Origin of the sequence: Stenotrophomonas sp. SMYL41 (assembly GCF_036319965.1) — a bacterium.
Classification (GTDB): domain Bacteria; phylum Pseudomonadota; class Gammaproteobacteria; order Xanthomonadales; family Xanthomonadaceae; genus Stenotrophomonas; species Stenotrophomonas maltophilia_R.
This window is the reverse complement of the sequence record NZ_JAWIRX010000002.1, coordinates 37,100-53,212: the sequence shown is the minus strand read 5'-3', so window position 1 is coordinate 53,212 and position 16,113 is coordinate 37,100. Positions and strand designations below refer to the sequence as shown.

The 16,113-nt window shown below is 67.1% G+C and carries 14 protein-coding genes and 2 tRNA genes; 9 read left to right on the top strand and 7 right to left on the bottom strand.

The features are described 5' to 3' along the window. The first annotated feature begins 2 nt into the window (after positions 1–2). The 9 genes from cydB to pgaD all read left to right on the top strand — a co-directional run bounded on the left by cydB (position 3) and on the right by pgaD (position 9,087). Positions 3–1,154 (top strand): cytochrome d ubiquinol oxidase subunit II, encoded by a 1,152-nt coding sequence (gene cydB / locus V3B30_RS02650; protein ID WP_262082727.1) that lies wholly within the window; start codon positions 3–5, stop codon positions 1,152–1,154. 58 nt (positions 1,155–1,212) lie between these two features. Then, entirely contained in the window at positions 1,213–1,329 is a 117-nt protein-coding gene (cydX, locus tag V3B30_RS02645) for a cytochrome bd-I oxidase subunit CydX (protein ID WP_005410354.1), read from the top strand. A 55-nt stretch (positions 1,330–1,384) separates the two neighbouring features. Further along, a tRNA-Pro gene (locus V3B30_RS02640) sits at positions 1,385–1,461 on the top strand. 139 nt (positions 1,462–1,600) lie between these two features. Continuing rightward, positions 1,601–1,677 (top strand) — tRNA-Pro (locus V3B30_RS02635). A gap of 221 nt (positions 1,678–1,898) precedes the next feature. Further along, entirely contained in the window at positions 1,899–3,104 is a 1,206-nt protein-coding gene (locus tag V3B30_RS02630; protein WP_262082728.1) for an MFS transporter, read from the top strand. 342 nt (positions 3,105–3,446) lie between these two features. Further along, on the top strand, positions 3,447–5,474 hold the full coding sequence (gene pgaA, locus V3B30_RS02625) for a poly-beta-1,6 N-acetyl-D-glucosamine export porin PgaA (RefSeq protein ID WP_262082729.1): 2,028 nt from the start codon (positions 3,447–3,449) through the stop codon (positions 5,472–5,474). 1 nt (position 5,475) lies between these two features. After that, a complete protein-coding gene (gene pgaB, locus V3B30_RS02620; protein ID WP_262082731.1) occupies positions 5,476–7,362 on the top strand; it encodes a poly-beta-1,6-N-acetyl-D-glucosamine N-deacetylase PgaB in 1,887 nt (628 codons plus the stop codon). Position 7,363: 1 nt separating this feature from the next. Further along, positions 7,364–8,620 carry a poly-beta-1,6-N-acetyl-D-glucosamine synthase gene (gene pgaC, locus V3B30_RS02615; protein ID WP_100473387.1) on the top strand — a complete coding sequence of 419 codons (1,257 nt, stop codon included), beginning with the start codon at positions 7,364–7,366 and terminating at the stop codon, positions 8,618–8,620. Beyond that, positions 8,617–9,087 (top strand): poly-beta-1,6-N-acetyl-D-glucosamine biosynthesis protein PgaD, encoded by a 471-nt coding sequence (gene pgaD, locus V3B30_RS02610; protein ID WP_262082732.1) that lies wholly within the window; start codon positions 8,617–8,619, stop codon positions 9,085–9,087. Before pgaC ends, pgaD begins: the two co-directional genes overlap by 4 nt. A gap of 108 nt (positions 9,088–9,195) precedes the next feature. Here the strand turns inward: pgaD and V3B30_RS02605 are convergent, their stop codons facing one another. From V3B30_RS02605 to V3B30_RS02575, 7 genes are read right to left on the bottom strand one after another with little or no spacing between them, the layout of a single operon-like run. Continuing rightward, entirely contained in the window at positions 9,196–10,467 is a 1,272-nt protein-coding gene (locus V3B30_RS02605) for a glutamate-5-semialdehyde dehydrogenase (RefSeq protein WP_262082733.1), read from the bottom strand. After that, the gene (gene proB / locus V3B30_RS02600; RefSeq protein WP_262082734.1) at positions 10,464–11,621 is read right to left on the bottom strand and encodes a glutamate 5-kinase; all 1,158 of its coding nucleotides are present in this window, start codon (positions 11,619–11,621) and stop codon (positions 10,464–10,466) included. Before proB ends, V3B30_RS02605 begins: the two co-directional genes overlap by 4 nt. Before the next feature lie 11 nt (positions 11,622–11,632). After that, the gene (locus V3B30_RS02595) at positions 11,633–11,896 is read right to left on the bottom strand and encodes a YciI family protein (RefSeq protein ID WP_100473391.1); all 264 of its coding nucleotides are present in this window, start codon (positions 11,894–11,896) and stop codon (positions 11,633–11,635) included. Next, complete coding sequence (gene argH / locus V3B30_RS02590; RefSeq protein ID WP_262082735.1) at positions 11,896–13,191, bottom strand: argininosuccinate lyase; 1,296 nt, start codon at positions 13,189–13,191, stop codon at positions 11,896–11,898. Before argH ends, V3B30_RS02595 begins: the two co-directional genes overlap by 1 nt. A gap of 20 nt (positions 13,192–13,211) precedes the next feature. Then, on the bottom strand, positions 13,212–14,165 hold the full coding sequence (gene argC / locus V3B30_RS02585) for an N-acetyl-gamma-glutamyl-phosphate reductase (RefSeq protein WP_262082736.1): 954 nt from the start codon (positions 14,163–14,165) through the stop codon (positions 13,212–13,214). Continuing rightward, positions 14,162–14,764 (bottom strand): GNAT family protein, encoded by a 603-nt coding sequence (locus tag V3B30_RS02580; RefSeq protein WP_262082737.1) that lies wholly within the window; start codon positions 14,762–14,764, stop codon positions 14,162–14,164. Before V3B30_RS02580 ends, argC begins: the two co-directional genes overlap by 4 nt. Positions 14,765–14,767: 3 nt before the next feature. After that, positions 14,768–16,096 (bottom strand): acetylglutamate kinase, encoded by a 1,329-nt coding sequence (locus V3B30_RS02575; RefSeq protein ID WP_262082738.1) that lies wholly within the window; start codon positions 16,094–16,096, stop codon positions 14,768–14,770. Between the last annotated feature and the right edge of the window lie 17 nt (positions 16,097–16,113).

The window sequence follows — 16,113 nt, the reverse complement described above, 5'->3', positions numbered from 1 at the left end:
AGATGGATTTCATTCTTCTGGACTACACCACGCTGCGCGTGATCTGGTGGCTGCTGCTCGGCATCCTGCTGATCGGTTTCGCCGTGATGGATGGTTTCGACCTGGGCGTAGGCACCCTGCTGCCCTTCGTCGCCCGCACTGATGCCGAGCGCCGGCTGGTGATCAACACCATCGGCCCGGTCTGGGAAGGCAACCAGGTATGGCTGGTGCTCGGTGGCGGTGCGATCTTCGCCGCCTGGCCGCCGCTGTACGCGGTCAGTTTCTCCGGGTTCTACCTGGCGATGTTCGTGATCCTGTTCGCCCTGATCCTGCGCCCGGTCGGCTTCAAGTTCCGCAGCAAGATGCCCAGCGAGCGCTGGCGCAACACCTGGGACTGGGCGCTGTTCATCGGTGGCTTCATCCCGGCGCTGATCATGGGCGTGGCGGTGGGCAACGTGGTGCTGGGCGTGCCGTTCCACTTCGATGACAGCATGCGCATCTTCTACACCGGCTCGTTCTTCGGCCTGCTGATGCCCTTTGCGCTGCTGGCCGGCCTGCTCAGCGTGTCGATGCTGGTCGCCCACGGTGCCGCCATGCTGGTGATCAAGACCGACGGCCCGGTGGCCGAGCGTGCGGCCCGCTTCGGCAGCATCGCGGCGATCATCGCCTTCGTGCTGTTCGCCGTCGGTGGCGCCTGGGTGGCATTTGGCCTGCCGGGTTACCAGATCACCTCGCAGGTGGTCACCGATGGCGCCACCAATCCGCTGCTGAAGGCGGCCGAACTCGGTGCCGCCGGTGGCTGGATGCGCAACTACAGCACGATGCCGGCCACGATCCTGGCCCCGCTGCTGGGCCTGGCCGGCCTGCTGGCCAGTGCGGTGCTGCTGCGGGCCCGTCGCGGTGGCCTGGCCTTCATCGCCTCCGGTGCGGCCATCGCCGGCATCATCCTGACCGTCGGCTTCGCCATCTTCCCGTTCCTGCTGCCGTCCTCGAGCCAGCCCACTTCCAGCCTGACCGTGTGGGATGCCTCGTCCAGCCACCTGACCCTGTGGATCATGCTGCTGGCCACGGCGGTGTTCCTGCCGATCATCCTCGCCTACACCACCTGGGTGTATCGCGTGCTGAAGGGCAAGACCACCACCGATGAGATGGGCAACAACCCGAACGCATATTGATTGCTTGCACGTGTGCCGACCAACGGTCGGCACCTACCCGGAATGAAGGAGACTGATCATGTGGTATTTCGCCTGGATTCTCGGTGCCGGCCTCGCCTCGACGGTGGCCATCCTCAACGGCATGTGGTTCGAAGCCCGCGAGCAGAACCGCATCGAGAAAGAAAATCGTCGCTGAGCCGTAAAAAAACCTTGCCGCCTTGGCCTTCACACGGTATCTTAGGCGGCTCCTTCGGGGTGTAGCTCAGTCTGGTAGAGCGCTACGTTCGGGACGTAGAGGTCGCAGGTTCGAATCCTGTCTCCCCGACCACTCATGTGGTCGCATTGAAGCCTGGTGAAGTCGTCCAGGCTTTTTTGTTCCCTGAAGTGGCACTGCTTCGGCAGTGTGAAGAAACGGCATTTACCCCTTGCCGCCATCGGGGTAAATCGCTAGAATAGGCGGCTCCCTTCGGGGTGTAGCTCAGTCTGGTAGAGCGCTACGTTCGGGACGTAGAGGTCGCAGGTTCGAATCCTGTCTCCCCGACCACTTCGGTGGTCACCAAGAAGCCTGGAAGACATCACTGTCCTCCGGGTTTTTTTGTATCAGGCGCCTGGCCGCCCGCATGACGGGACCTTGCTGGAACGCACACGTACAATGGCCGCGCTGCCGGCCCACCTGCAGCCCCTCCCCCACCTGCCGCTTCGGCGTAGACCGATGCCGGCGCTGCATGCCATTGCCTCGGCGTGCGACACCTGCAAGGACCACCGATGAGTTCCTCCACTTCCGATTCGCCGTCGCTGCTGCACGGGCGCGTGCTGGCTTTCGCCGCCATCCTGCTGGCAGCGATCAACCTGCGCACCGCGGTCACCTCGATCACGCCGCTGCTCGACGTGCTCGGCCAGCAGTTCGGCTTCGGCACCACCATGACCGGTGTGCTGGGCATGCTGCCGACCGCCTCGTTCGCGCTGTTCGGCGTGGCGACGCCGGCACTGGCGCGGCGCCTGGGCCTGGAGCGCACCACGCTGCTGGCGATGGTGATGGCAATGGCCGGCCTGCTGCTGCGCTCCAGCGCCGGCAATGTCGGCACGCTGCTGCTGGGTTCGGTGGTGGCGCTGGCCGGCATGGGCATCGGCAACGTGGTGGTACCGCCGCTGGTGAAGCGTTACTTCGCCAACAAGGTCGGCACCATGAGCACGCTGTACATCAGCGTGCTGCAGCTGGGCACGATGCTGCCGGCGCTGCTGGCGGTGCCGGTGGCCAATGCCGCGGGCTGGCGCGTATCACTGGGCATGTGGGCGCTGCTGGCGCTGGCCGCCGCGCTGCCGTGGCTTGTGCTGGCCAGGCGCGCGCCGAAGCCGCAGGCCGACGCCACCGACCCCGCCGCACAGCCGCATGGCAAGGTCTGGCGCACGTCGCTGGGCTGGAGCATGACGCTGATGTTCGGCATGACCTCGCTGATGACCTATTCAATGTTCACCTGGCTGCCGCGCATCGTGGTCGAGGCCGGTGGCACGCCCGCCTTCGGTGGCGTGATGGTGGCGGTGTTTTCGGCGCTGGGCCTGCTGCCGTCGCTGGTCATTCCGTCGATGGCGGTGCGCATGCAGAACCCGTTCCCGCTGGTGCTGATCGGCTTCTTCTCGTTCGTGATCGCCTTCAGCGGCCTGCTGCTGGCACCGATGAAGGCGCCACTGCTGTGGGCCTGCCTGCTCGGCGTCGGCCCGTCCACCTTCCCGCTGGCGCTGACCCTGATCAACCTGCGTACCCGCACCCCGACCGGCTCAGCGGCCCTGTCCGGCTTCATGCAGGGCGTGGGCTACAGCTTCAGCTGCCTGGGCCCGTTCTTGGTCGGCTGGCTGCACACCGTCAGCAACGGCTGGACCCTCCCATTCAGCTTCCTGTTCGGCTGCGCCACCCTGATGCTGTGCGCCTCGTGGGTGGCCTGCAAGCCGCGCAAGCTGGAAGACCTCTGGTAAGCCACCCGGGGCCCCGCAACCGGCCCCGCAACCGCTCATCAGCCCGATTGCGCATTTTGACGCCGGGCTGACAATTCCGGGCGGATAGTGCCCACGAATGCCCATCCTTGCCGCGTGCCGGCATCGGGCATGGGGGCGGCCGCGCCGCCCAGGCCACCACTCGGTGTGCGGGGGACTCTCGTTTCAGGCAAGACATTGCAGGTCGCTGTCCTGGTTCCGCCCATCCCTGCTGGATGGGAGTTCGCGAGGGGAGTGACGCAGGCCACGGCCATCCCAAAATCTGGCATGTGATGTGCGTCACATTTTTCAGGTTGTCTGGTTCGGAAGCCAAGGGGGTCCCCAATGGTTGTCCACCGCCGGCTGGCGCTCTACGTCGGCCTTGCCTGTACTGCCCTGGCCTGGGCCAGCAGCGCTGCCCCGCCCGATCGCGGGGGGGCCCTGGCCGAGATCGGCCGCTTCCGCGACCAGGCCCGTTGGCTGGATGCGCTCGGCGCGATCGAGCGCGCCAGCCAGCAGCAGCCCAACGACGACCTGCTGTTCAAGCTGCGCGTCCTGACCCTGGGCGACATCGGCAATGCCTGGCGCGCCTGGGAGCTGTACCAGCAGCGCCCGCAACTGTTCGACGCTGCACAGAAGCAACGCATCGAAGGCGACTACCTGGCCAAGCTGGTGGTCTGGAGCCTGGCCTACAGCAGCAGCGAGGACAGCCGCCTGGAGGAGGCCGAATCGACCCTGGCCCGCATGCAGCGCTACCTCGGCGGCGAAGGCACGCCGCCCGCGCAGGCACCACTGCGGATCCGCATGGACCGCCTGATCCTGCTCAACCGGCTGGGCCGCCATGCACAGGTCCGCGCGGAAGCCCGGGCACTGCAGGGCGAAGGCCACACCCTGCCCGACTACGTGCTGCCCGCAGTGGGCGATTCGTTGATGGGTTCCCTGCACCCGGAAGAAGCCATTCCGGTGCTGCAGGCCGCGGTGGCCGGCGACCCGACACGCGACGCCTCGCATTCGGAACTGGCCTACGCCTACCTGGAAAGCGAGCAGCAGGAAAAGGCGATCGACCTGCTGCAGGCATGGCGCGACAAGGAGCCGGCGTGGCGCTGGAGCAACGGCAAATCACCGTACGCGAACTGGTCCCGCTACGAGGCCGACCTCAACCTGGCAATGGTGCGCGCCTACAGCGGCGACCTCCCGACCGCGCAACGCGATCTGGAATCGATGATCGACATCGCACCGGGCAACGGTGGGCTGCAGAGTGCGCTGGGCAGCGTCTACATGATGCGCGGCTGGCCACGCAGGGCACTGCAGCGCCAGCAGATGGCACACGCGCTGGACCCGCGCGACATCGAACCACGGCTGGGCATGCAGGAAGCCCATGTCGCCCTGCAGCGCGACGACCTCGCGCGCCCGCTGCACGACGACCTGGTCGCACGCTACCCCACCCAGCCCGCCGTGGAACGCATGGACCAGGCCTGGCGCGCGCATCGCGGCTGGCAGCTGAAGGCATGGACCGACATCGGACGCAGTTCCGGTGGTGATGGCAGCTCGCCACTGGGCAACGACGACCGCCGCTATGGCATGGAGGTCCAGACACCCATACTTGACGATCGCTGGCGGCTGTTCGCCTTCGCCGACCGGCGCTCGGTTGATTTCCAGGACCAGCGCATCGATCCACTGTGGCTTGGCGCAGGCGTACGCTACCGCTTCGGTCGGCTGGATGCGGAAGCCGCGGTGCTGCGCGCCAACGACCACATCGGCGATACCGGCCTGCGCGCCGGCGCCGGCTGGCAGTTCAATGATTACTGGCACGCAGGCCTGGTGGCCGCACGCCATGATCCGGATGCTTCGATGCAGGCGCGCGTGGCCGGCATCACCGCCAACAGCGTCAGTGCCCAGGTGGACTACCGGCGCAGCGAACGCACGCACTGGATGTTCGGCGCCAGCCGCTTCCGCTACGACGACGGCAACCATCGCGAACTGTTCAGCACCCGCCTCGAACAGCGCCTGCTGACCCGCCCACGGTGGCTGATCGATGGTTTGGCCAACGCTTATACCAGCCGTGGCAGCCGCGACGATGCCCCCTACTTCAACCCGAAGCGCGATCGCATGATCGAGATCGGCCTGCGCATCGACCAGCAGCTGTGGCGCCACTACGAACGCCACTTCCGGCACCGGCTGACGGTCTCGCTGGGTGACTACTGGCAGGACGGCTTCGGCAGCGCGCTGGTCCCTTCGGTGTCCTACATGCACGAATGGCAGCTGGGCCAGGGCCGCGTGTTCGAGTACGGCATGCGCTGGTCGCGGCCGGTCTACGACGGCCACCGCGAGCGTCATCTCGGCTTCGAAGCCGCACTGCGCTGGGGAGAGTGACATGGCCCGCATCCTGCGACTGATCGTGCTCCTGCTGCTGGCCATCACGCCATCGGCGTTCGCGCAGCAGCCCGTGCATCTCGATGCCAACGACAACGGCCTGCTGATCCTCAGCTACCACGATATCCGCGACCAGGTCGCGGCCAAGGGAGATGCGGATACCTATGCGGTGAGCACGCAGAACTTCGCCGCCCATCTGGACTGGTTGGGGGCACATGGTTACCACCCGGTGTCGCTGTCGCAGGTGATCGATGCGTCCCAGGGGCGCGCCACGCTGCCACCGAAACCGGTGCTGCTGACCTTCGACGATGGCCTGCGCAGCGTTTACGACAAAGCCTTCCCGTTGCTGCAGGCCTACCGCTACCCGGCGCTGGTGGCGGTGATCACCGACTACGTGGACATGGCGCCTGGCCGCAGCATCGACTACGGCTACCGCCGGTTCGGCCGCGATGACTTCGTCACCTGGGCGCAGTTGAAGCAGATGCGTGACAGCGGCCTGGTCGAAGTGGCCAGCCATACCGACGACCTGCACCACGGGGTACTTGCCAACCCGCAGGGAAACTCCACGCCCGCCGTGGTCACCCGCGTCTACAGCCCGGCCACGCACAGCTACGAGAGCGAGGTGCAATACGAACAGCGCCTGCATGCCGATCTCTCGCGCAGCGCGCAGCGCATCGAGCAACACCTGGGCGTGCGCCCGCGCGCGATCATCTGGCCCTACGCGGCCTACAACCGGATGAGCAACGACATCGCCGAACAGCTGGGCATGCCGGTCTCGTTCGACCTGGAGGGCCGCAGCACCCCGGTGGCCAGCGACCTGCATGGCCTGGCGCGCTTCCTGGTCAGCGACAACCCGACGGTGGAAGGGCTGGCCTACGAGCTGCGCCGCGATGCCGCGCTCGATGGCATCCGTGCCCTGCAGATCGACCTGGATGATGTGCACGACCCCGACCCCGCGCAGCAGGCGCGCAATCTGGATGCGCTGATCGAGCGGGTCAAGCGCATCGCGCCGACCCACGTCTACCTGCAGGCGTTCGCCGATCCGGACGGCAACAACACCGCCGACGCGCTGTACTTCCCCAACCGCCACATGCCGATGCGCGCGGACCTGTTCAGCCGCGTGGCGTGGCAGCTGAAATCCCGGGCCGGCGTAAAGATCTACGCATGGCTGCCGGTGCTCGGGTTCGAACTGCCCGATCCGGTGCAGCGGAAGGCATTGGCGATCCGCAACGGCGATCCTGATGGCATGTACCGGCTGGACTTCACCAACCCGGCGGCGCGCCGGATCATGCTCGACATCTACGAGGACCTGGCGATCAATTCCTACTTCGAAGGCCTGCTCTTCCATGATGATGGCTACCTGCGCGACACGGAACTGCCGGCGCTGGCGGCCGGCGACGATGGCAGCGCACGCACCCGGGCGCTGATCGACTTCACCCTGGCCCTGCGCGACAGCGCGCAGCGCTGGCGGCCGAAGCTGGCCACCGTACGCAACCTGTACGCCGAGCCGGTGCTGCGTCCGCAGAGCGAGGCCTGGTTCGCGCAGCGGCTGGACATGTTCAACAGGGCCTACGACCAGACCGCGCTGATGGCGATGCCGTGGATGGAAGGCAGCAAGCATCCGGAACGCTGGCTCGACCAGCTGCTGGCCGCGGCGCGTGCACATGACCCACAGCTGCAGCACACCCTGTTCGAACTGCAGACCGTCGATTGGCGCAGCCGCCAGCCGATTCCCGCCGAACGCCTGCGCGCGCAGATCCGCCAGCTGCAGGCGCAGGGCGTGCACCACTTCGCCTGGTACCCGGACGATTTCATCGCCGACCAGCCTTCCACCCGCGATGCCCGCGCGGCGATGTCCGCCGGCACCTTCCCGTACCCGGAGAAGTGACATGGACATGCATCCGCTGCTGCAGGTCCTGTTCCAGTTCGCCTTCTACTATCCGATGGTGATGGCGTTCTTCTGGATGTCGGGCGGCCTGTATTACTACTTCCGGCGCGAACGCCATTCGCGCCCGCGCAACGACCCGCCGTTGATGGTCGATCCACCGTTCGCGAGCCTGCTGGTACCCTGCCACAACGAAGCAGAAAACCTGGACGATACGCTCACTGCGGCGCTGGCCCAGCGCTACCCCGCCGACTACGAAGTGATCGCCATCGACGACGGCAGCAGCGACGACACCGGCGCACGGCTGGACGCCCTGGCAGCAAAGCACCCACGACTGCGCGTGCTGCACCTGGACCGCAACCTGGGCAAGGCCAACGCCCTGCGCATGGGCGCGCTGGCCGCACGCTCGGAATACCTGGTGTGCATCGATGGCGACGCAATGCTGGAAGAACATGCGCTGCACTGGATGGTCTGGCATCTTGTCAGTGGCAACCGGGTCGGTGCGGTCACCGGGAACCCGCGCATCCGCAACCGCTCCACCCTGCTCGGACGCCTGCAGGTAGCCGAGTTCTCCTCGATCATCGGCATGATCAAGCGCGCGCAGCGCGTGTACGGGCGCATCTTCACCATTTCCGGGGTGATCGCCGGCTTCCGCCGCACCGCACTGCACCAGGTCGGCTGGTGGTCCGATGACATGGTGACCGAGGATATCGACATCAGCTGGCGCCTGCAGCGCGCGCACTGGGACATCCGTTACGAGCCCAACGCGCTGTGCTTCATCCTGATGCCGGAAACGCTCAAGGGGCTGTGGCGGCAGCGACTGCGCTGGGCCCAGGGCGGCGTGGAGGTGATGCTGCGCCACGCGCGTTCGCTGCTGCACTGGAAGGAACGCCGCATGTGGGGCGTCCTGCTGGAGTACGTGCTGAGCGTGGCCTGGGCCTACACCATGCTGTTCATCGTGGTGTTGTGGGTGCTGGGCAAGTTCATCGAAATGCCGCCACAGCTGCATATCGCCAGCCTGCTGCCACAGTGGCATGGCGTGATCCTGGCGCTGGTCTGCCTGCTGCAGTTCGCCAGCAGCCTGATCATCGACCGGCGTTACGAAACACAGATTGGACGCAACTACTTCTGGGTCATCTGGTACCCGATGGCGTACTGGTTGATCAGCCTTTCCACCACCCTGGTGGCGCTGCCGAAAACCCTGCTGCGCCGTCGCAGCAAGCGCGCCACCTGGACCAGTCCCGATCGGGGGATCCGATGAACGCACCACGTCCGTCCAACCGCTTCGACTCGCGGATGATCCGCAAGCCGCATCGCCAACCGCGCTTCCAGCGCACTGCCTGGGGCTTTGTCACCCTGGCGTTCTGGGGCTTCTATTTCTACCTTTGGGCGCCCCTGGTCACCTTGTTCTCGTGGCTGGTGGGCGGGCAGCTGGCCTGGCAGCAGCTGTACGAACGGCAAAGCCAGTTCGACCCCTATGTGCTGGTGGCGCTGCCATTGATGCTGCTGTGTGCCAGCGTTCTGCTGATCGGTTGGGCCGAGTACAACCGCGCGCGCTTCCGCGGCCACGACCGGCGCCTGCCGCGGCCGCTGGCCAGCCTCAACGAAGTGGCCGCCGACCTGGGTGCCAGCACCGGGCTGGCCGAGCGCCTGAAGGGCTGCAAGGCCGTGACGCTGCACATGGATGAACATGCGCGGCCGATCGGCATCCGCCGCGAGGTGGTGTAGGCCGATTGACTGGTGGGTGCCGACCTTGGTCGGCACTTGGGCCTGGTGGGTGCCGACCTTGGTCGGCACCGGGGTCTGCCGCCAAGCGCATCCACGCATGGCGTGGATCTACTTGCGCGTCTGCCCTTCGCCGCACACCACGAAACGCTCGACGGTGAGCGCTTCCAGGCCCATCGGGCCGTAGGCGTGCAGGCGCGTGGTGGAAATGCCGATCTCGCTGCCCAGGCCCAGCTGGCCACCATCGGAGAAGCGCGAGGAGGCATTGACCATCACCACCGCCGAGCGCAGTGCCTTGATGAAGCGCTCGGCATGGCCGGCGTCTTCAGTGGCGATCACTTCGGTGTGATCAGAGGTGTACGCGCGGATATGCGCGATGGCCGCATCAAGATCATCAACCACGCGCACCGCCAGTACCAGATCGAGGAACTCGGCGGCATAGTCCTCTTCGGTGGCCACCGTGCTGCCCGGCAGCAACGGCTGCGCCTGCGCATCGGCGCGCAGCTGCACGCCGCGCTCGCCCAGCGCCTGCGCCACGCGCGGCAGGAACGCTTCAGCCACATCGCGATGCACCAGCAACGTCTCCAGCGAATTACAGGCTGCAGGGCGGCTGCACTTGCCATCCACCAGCAGGTCGATGGCCTTGCCGAGGTCGGCGCTGGCATCCACGAACAGGTGGCAGACGCCCTTGTAATGCTTGATGACCGGCACGCGCGCGTGTTCGGCCACGAAACGGATCAGGCCTTCGCCACCGCGCGGAATGGCAAGGTCGATCAGCTCATGCAGCTGCAGCAGTTCCAGCATGGCTTCTCGGCGCAGGTCGGTCAGCACGGTCACCGCCGCCGGCGGTACGCCATTGGCCTGCAAGGCACCGGCCAGGGCCTGGGCGATGGCGGTGTTGGAGTGGATCGCTTCGGAACCACCGCGCAGGATCACGCCATTGCCGGCCTTCAGGCACAGTGCGGCCGCTTCGGCGGTCACGTTCGGGCGCGCCTCGTAGATCATCGCGATCACCCCCAGCGGAACGCGTACCTTCTGCACGCGGATGCCGTTCGGACGCACATCGTCGCGGGTGACCTGGCCGACCGGATCGGGCAGCGCGGCGACCTCACGCACGGCCTCGGCCATCGCGAACAGGCGAGCCGGGTCCAGCGCCAGGCGGTCGAGCATGGCGCTGCCAATGCCCTTGTCGCGCGCGGCGGCGAGGTCACGTGCATTACCGGCCAGGATCAGCCCGGCATTCACTTCCAACGCCTGTGCCATCGCCAGCAGCAGCGTGCGGCGGACCACACTGTCGAGGCCGGCAACGATCTGGGCCGCGTCACGGCAGGCACGCGCCTGCGCTTCGATGTCGCTCATCGGGGAGTCCTTCATACCGGTCATGGCAGCACCAGGTCGTCGCGATGGACGACGCTGCCGCCGTAGTTGTAGCCGAGCACGGCCTGGATGTCGCGGGAATGATGGCCGGCGATCCGGCGCACGTCATCGGCCGCGTACTGGCTGACGCCGCGGGCGACACATACACGCCCCTGCGGCGCGTTCCAGCACACCTGCACCATGTCACCACGGCGGAACGTTCCCTCCGCAGCGGTGATGCCACCGGGCAGCAGCGAGGCGCCTTTCTCGCGCATTGCCTGTGCCGCACCCGCATCGATGACGATCACGCCCTCGGCCAGCGGCGCGTGCCGCAGCCAGTGCTTGCGGGCCGCCTCGCGGCTGCGTGCGGCATGGATGCGGGTGCCGAACAGGCGGTCCTGTGCCAGCGCGCGCACCACGTCGCTGCTGCGGCCGTTGAACAGGTAGGTCTCGATGCCGAGGCGGCCGGCCTTCGCCGCCGCCTCCAGCTTGGTACGCATGCCTCCAGTGCCGGCACGAGAACCGGCGCCTCCGGCCATCGCCAGCACGTCGTCACTCAGTTCGGGCACGTCGTGCAATGGCCGTGCGCCGGCCACGGCGCGTGGGTCGGCACTGTACAGGCCGTCGATGTCGGTGGCGATGAACAGCGCATCGGCGTCGACCAGTGCCGCCACGGTGGCTGCCAGGTTGTCGTTGTCGCCGAGCTTGAGCTCGTCCACCGACACGGTGTCATTCTCATTGACCACCGGCAACGCGCCCAGCCGCAGCAGTTCGCTCAGCGTGGCACGCGCATTGAGGTAGCGGCGGCGGTTGCGCAGGTCGTCGTGGGTCAGCAGCACCTGCGCCACCGGGCGTTCGAAGAAGCGCTGCCAGAGGCCGATCAGCTGCGCCTGGCCGAGTGCGGCAAGGGCCTGCCGCGCCGCCATCGCCGCACCGGGCTCATCGGCCCGCGGCAGAATCGCTCGCCCCGCCGCAACCGCGCCGGAGGAAACGATCACCACCTCGCGCCCCGCCAGAACGTTGGCGGACACAAACTGGGCCAGGCCCAGCGCGTGGCGTGGCGACAGGCCGCCGCCATCGGCGGCCAGCAGGCTGCTGCCGACCTTCAGCACCGCACGCCGCCATGGCGGCAGCGCCTGTTCCGGGAACGGCGAGGCGACGTTGGCGGCATGCAGGCTCATCGATCAGGGTCTCAGCGGGTATTCCATTCGTGCACGGTCAGGTCGGAGGCCTGCATCGTCACCAGCGGATCGGTGGCGACGATGGCCTGCGCCTGTTCCAGGTTCTCGACATTGCACAGCACATAGGCACCACCGCTGCCGTCGGCGAAACCACCAGTCAGCTGCAGCTTGCCCTGTGCCTGCAACGCATCGAGAAAATCGCGGTGCGGTTGCACCGCCGCGGCGTTGAAGTCGGGGCGGCGCATCGCCAGCACCAGATACACCGTGGCCGCCATCAGGACAACGCCTGCCAGCGTGCACGCAGTTCATCCAGGCGCAGGTCAGCGGCCGAACCCGGCGACACGCGTGCGGCCAGGCTGCCTTCCGGCGTGCGTCCCTGCCCTGCGCTGTCGGCACCGGCCGCGGCGGCCTTGTAGGCCTCGCGGAACGGCACGCCGGCCACGGCCGCTTCCACCGCCACGTCGGTGGCATACATGCCCGAATCGATCGCCGCACGCAGCCTGTCGTCGCGCCATTCCAGGTTGGCCAGCAGGGCTGGCAGCAGTTCCAGCGCGGCCAGGCCACGGCCGAAGCCGTGGAAGATGGCGCCCTTGGACGACTGCAGGTCGCGGTGGTAGCCCGAGGGCAGCGACAGCAGCTGCTCGATCTCGGTGCGCGCGGCGGCGACGCTGGCGTGGGTCGCGCGCATCAGTTCGATCACGTCCGGGTTGCGCTTGTTGGGCATGATCGAGCTGCCGGTGGTGTACTGCGCCGGCAATGCCACGAAACCGAATTCGGCGCTGGTGAACAGCGACAGGTCCCAGGCGATGCGGCGCAGGTCCAGCGTGGCGCCACCCAGCGCTTCCAGCGCGGCCAGCTCGAACTTCCCGCGCGACAGCTGCGCGTAGATCGGAGAGACCTGCATGCGCGCAAAACCGAGCGCGGTCGTGGTGTGCTCGCGGTCCAGCGGCAGGTTCACGCCGTAGCCGGCGGCGGTGCCGAGCGGATTTGCATCGACCAGTGCGTGGGTGTCGCGGGCGCGGATGGCGTTGTCGATGAAGGCCTCGGCCCAACCGGCCCACCACATGCCGGCCGAGGAGACCACGGCACGCTGGATGTGGGTGTAGCCGGGAATCGGCAGGTCCTTCTCGGCCTGTGCGCGGTCCAGCGCGACCTTGGCCACCTCGGCGCTGAGCTGGGCCACGCGCTGCAGCTTTTCCTTCAGCCACAGGCGGGTGGCGACCAGGATCTGGTCGTTGCGGCTGCGGCCGGTGTGGATCTTGCGGCCGGCATCGCCGAGACGCTCGGTCAAGCGTGCTTCGATCGCCGAGTGGCCATCTTCGTACTGCGTATCCAGCACGAAGCGGCCTGCGCGGAAGTCCTGCGCCAGCACGTCGAGCTCGCGCAGCAGGCCGGCCAGTTCGTCGGCGCTGAGGATGCCGATGTGCTGCAGGCCCTGCGCATGCGCGGCGCTGGCGGCGATGTCATGCAGGAAGAACTCGCGGTCGAGGATCACGTCGTCGCCGGCGAGGAAGGTCTGGATCTGGGCGTCGACAGCGACGCCGGGCTTCTGCCAAAGAAGGTCTGCCATGGGGGCTCCGGAAGGCGTGTTCAGCGCGGGATCGACGTCAGTTCGTCGATGCCCAGCGCGAGGTTGAGGTTCTGCATGGCCTGGGTGGCCGCGCCCTTCAGCAGGTTGTCCAGGGTCGCCACCACGACGACCCGCTTGCCGCCCGGGGCCAGGGTGAAGCCGCCGACCTGCGCACCATGGCGGCCGGCGATGCGGCTGACCCACGGTGCTTCATCCACCACCTCGATCAGCGGTTCGCCGGCATAGGCCTGCTGGAAGCGCTCGACGATCTGCTCACGGGTCTGCACGCGGTTCAGCCACAGGTTGGCGGTGAGGGTGATGCCACGGAAATGCGGCGCGACGTGCGGCATGAACTCGACCGCCACGCCCAGCTGCACCGACACCTCGCGCTCGTGCACGTGGTTGGTCAGCGCATACGGCATCAGGTTGTCGGCCAGCAGTTCGACGTTGTTCTTGTCCGACGGCGTGGTGCCGGCACCGGAGTAACCGGACACACCGAAGCACTGCGGCGGGCCTGCCAGCAGGTCCAGCAGCGGATGCACCGCCAGCTGCATCGCCGTGGCATAGCAGCCCGGGTTGCTGATGTGCTTCTGGCCGTTGTAGCGGCCGCGGGTCAGCTCCGGCAGGCCGTAGTACCAGCTGTTGTCGAAACGGTAGTCGGCCGAGAGGTCGACGATGACGGTGTCCGGCTTCGCGGTTTCAAGCGCGGCCACGAACGGCGCGGCCAGCCCATTGGGCAGGGCCAGGATCACCGCGTCCACGCCCTTGGCGGCCACCGCGTCGGCGTCCAGGTTCTCGTACTGCAGGCCACCCTGGAATTCCGGATGGTGGTCGGACAGGCGCTGCCCGGCGCGCTCGCGCGAAGAGACGAAGGCCAGTTCCAGGCGCGGATGGGCGGCCACCAGCTTGATCAGCTCGGCGCCGGTATGGCCTCGGGCCCCGACGATGCCCAGGGTGAAAGTCGAATCGTTCATGCGTGACTGTCCAGGCGGTACTGCAGGTGGCGCTTCACGCCCTGCCATTCCGCATCGATGATGGAGAAGATGACGGTGTCGCGCGGCGTGCCGTCGGCGTGCCGCTTGTGGTTGCGCAGCACGCCATCCTGCTTGGCGCCGAGGCGGGCGATGGCGGTGCGCGACGTGGCGTTGAACCAGCTGGTCTCCAGCACCACGCTGATGCACCCCAGCACCTCGAAGGCGTGCTGCAGCAGCAACAGCTTGGCTTCGGTGTTGGCGCCGGTGCGCTGCACGCGCGGCGTGTACCAGGTGTAGCCAAGGCTGAGTCTAGGCACGCTGGCATCCAGATCGTAGAAGCGCGTGCTGCCGATGATGTCCCCGGCCGCATCACGGATCACGAACGGCAGCACCCTGCCCTCGGCCTGCGCCTGCAGTGCAGCCTGCACATAGGCCTCGGCCCGCTCCGGCGACGGCACCTGGGTGTACCAGAGCTGGTCCAGCCCGCTGCCGTCGAGCGCAGCACGCAGGCCGGGCACGTGCTCGTACTGCAGCGGTTGCAGCGTCACGTGCTGGCCACGCAGGGTGGGCACCAGATTCCATGCGTCCGGGTTGTTCATCGCTCAGCCCTGCAGGCTCGGTGCGCGCCGGGCGCAATGGTCGACATAGGTGCGGATACGATCGATGCCATCGGCGCCGTACCAGAACACCTTCCAATGGTCCTGCTTGTAGCAGCCGTCGGATTCAGCGTAGTAGAAGTGGTTGATCGGGTTGCCGTGGCGGGAGCGCCAGAACAGCTGCGGGGTTTCCTCCAGCATCACGTTCCACACTGCGCGGCCCAGGCCTTCGCCCTGTGCATCGTCGAGCACGGCGAACTTGTCCAGGTACACGCCTTCGGCCTCGTCGGTGAGGATCACCGCGGTGCGGTAGTTCTCGCTGACATAGGCGCGCAGCAGCCTGGTCTTTTCGAAGTAGTCCGGCACCAGGGTGCGGCCGAAGCTGGATTCGATCAGGCCCTTCAGGCGCGGCAGGTCCAGTTCGCTCCAGGCGGTGGCGCGCAGCACCTTTTCGCCCTTGCGCACCAGCGTGCCCGAGCCCTTGTGGGTGAACAGTTCCTTGGCCAGGTCGGCCGGTCGGGTGATCGACACCGACGATTCCAGCGGCAGGCGGTCGAGCAGGTCCTTGATCTGTTCGATCTTCACTTTCATGCCACCGTGGATCCACGGCTGCGCGATCAGGTGGTCGTACTCGGTGGACAGGTTGATCGAATCGATCACGCTGCCCGCCTCGTCCAGCAGGCCACCGGTGCCGGTCAGGAAGATGATCTTGTACGGCTGCAGCTCCTGCACCAGCTCGTTGGCGGCGAAGTCGGCGTTGACGTTGAGGATCTGGCCACCTGCGGTTTCACCCAGGCTGGTGATCACCGGGATCGAGCCGGCGCGCAGGCTGGCTTCGATCGGCGCCAGGTTGACCCGCTTCACTTCGCCGACCAGGCCGTAGGTGTCCACGTCCAGGTACTCGGCCTCGAACACGCCACCGGTGATCGAGGTGGCGCGCGCGCCGTTCTGCTGCAGCGCCTCCACCAGGCGCAGGTTGGACTGCTGGAACACGCGGCGCACGATCGCCAGCGCTTCCGGCGAGGTCACGCGCAGGCCGTTGACGGTCTGCTTCTCGATGCCGGCCGCCGACAGTTCGGCATCCAGTTGCGGGCCGGCGCCGTGCAGCACGATCGGGGTCAGGCCGACTTCCTGCAGGAACGACAGCGAAGAGGTCAGCGCATCGAGATCGTCGCGCAGCACCGCGCCGCCGACCTTGACCACGGCAAAGCGCTTGGCGTCCAGCTGCGAGAAGCGCTTGAGGTACTGGCTGATCTCCTTCGCGCTGGCCATGCTGGAAAGCAGGCGCACGATGGTCTGGCGGGTCTGGCGGTGGGGCTGGAGGGCAGGAGACATTTCGGTTTCGTCGGAAA

Bases quoted from the DNA above. Each gene is read 5' to 3' on its own strand.
- cydB (WP_262082727.1), top strand. From the start codon at position 3: ATGGATTTCATTCTTCTGGACTACACCACGCTGCGCGTGATCTGGTGG.
- argH (WP_262082735.1), bottom strand. From the start codon at position 13,191: ATGGCAGACCTTCTTTGGCAGAAGCCCGGCGTCGCTGTCGACGCCCAG.
- pgaD (WP_262082732.1), top strand. From the start codon at position 8,617: ATGAACGCACCACGTCCGTCCAACCGCTTCGACTCGCGGATGATCCGC.
- pgaC (WP_100473387.1), top strand. From the start codon at position 7,364: ATGGACATGCATCCGCTGCTGCAGGTCCTGTTCCAGTTCGCCTTCTAC.
- cydX (WP_005410354.1), top strand. From the start codon at position 1,213: ATGTGGTATTTCGCCTGGATTCTCGGTGCCGGCCTCGCCTCGACGGTG.
- V3B30_RS02575 (WP_262082738.1), bottom strand. From the start codon at position 16,096: ATGTCTCCTGCCCTCCAGCCCCACCGCCAGACCCGCCAGACCATCGTG.
- V3B30_RS02580 (WP_262082737.1), bottom strand. From the start codon at position 14,764: ATGAACAACCCGGACGCATGGAATCTGGTGCCCACCCTGCGTGGCCAG.
- argC (WP_262082736.1), bottom strand. From the start codon at position 14,165: ATGAACGATTCGACTTTCACCCTGGGCATCGTCGGGGCCCGAGGCCAT.
- pgaA (WP_262082729.1), top strand. From the start codon at position 3,447: ATGGTTGTCCACCGCCGGCTGGCGCTCTACGTCGGCCTTGCCTGTACT.
- V3B30_RS02605 (WP_262082733.1), bottom strand. From the start codon at position 10,467: ATGACCGGTATGAAGGACTCCCCGATGAGCGACATCGAAGCGCAGGCG.
- pgaB (WP_262082731.1), top strand. From the start codon at position 5,476: ATGGCCCGCATCCTGCGACTGATCGTGCTCCTGCTGCTGGCCATCACG.
- V3B30_RS02630 (WP_262082728.1), top strand. From the start codon at position 1,899: ATGAGTTCCTCCACTTCCGATTCGCCGTCGCTGCTGCACGGGCGCGTG.
- V3B30_RS02595 (WP_100473391.1), bottom strand. From the start codon at position 11,896: ATGGCGGCCACGGTGTATCTGGTGCTGGCGATGCGCCGCCCCGACTTC.
- proB (WP_262082734.1), bottom strand. From the start codon at position 11,621: ATGAGCCTGCATGCCGCCAACGTCGCCTCGCCGTTCCCGGAACAGGCG.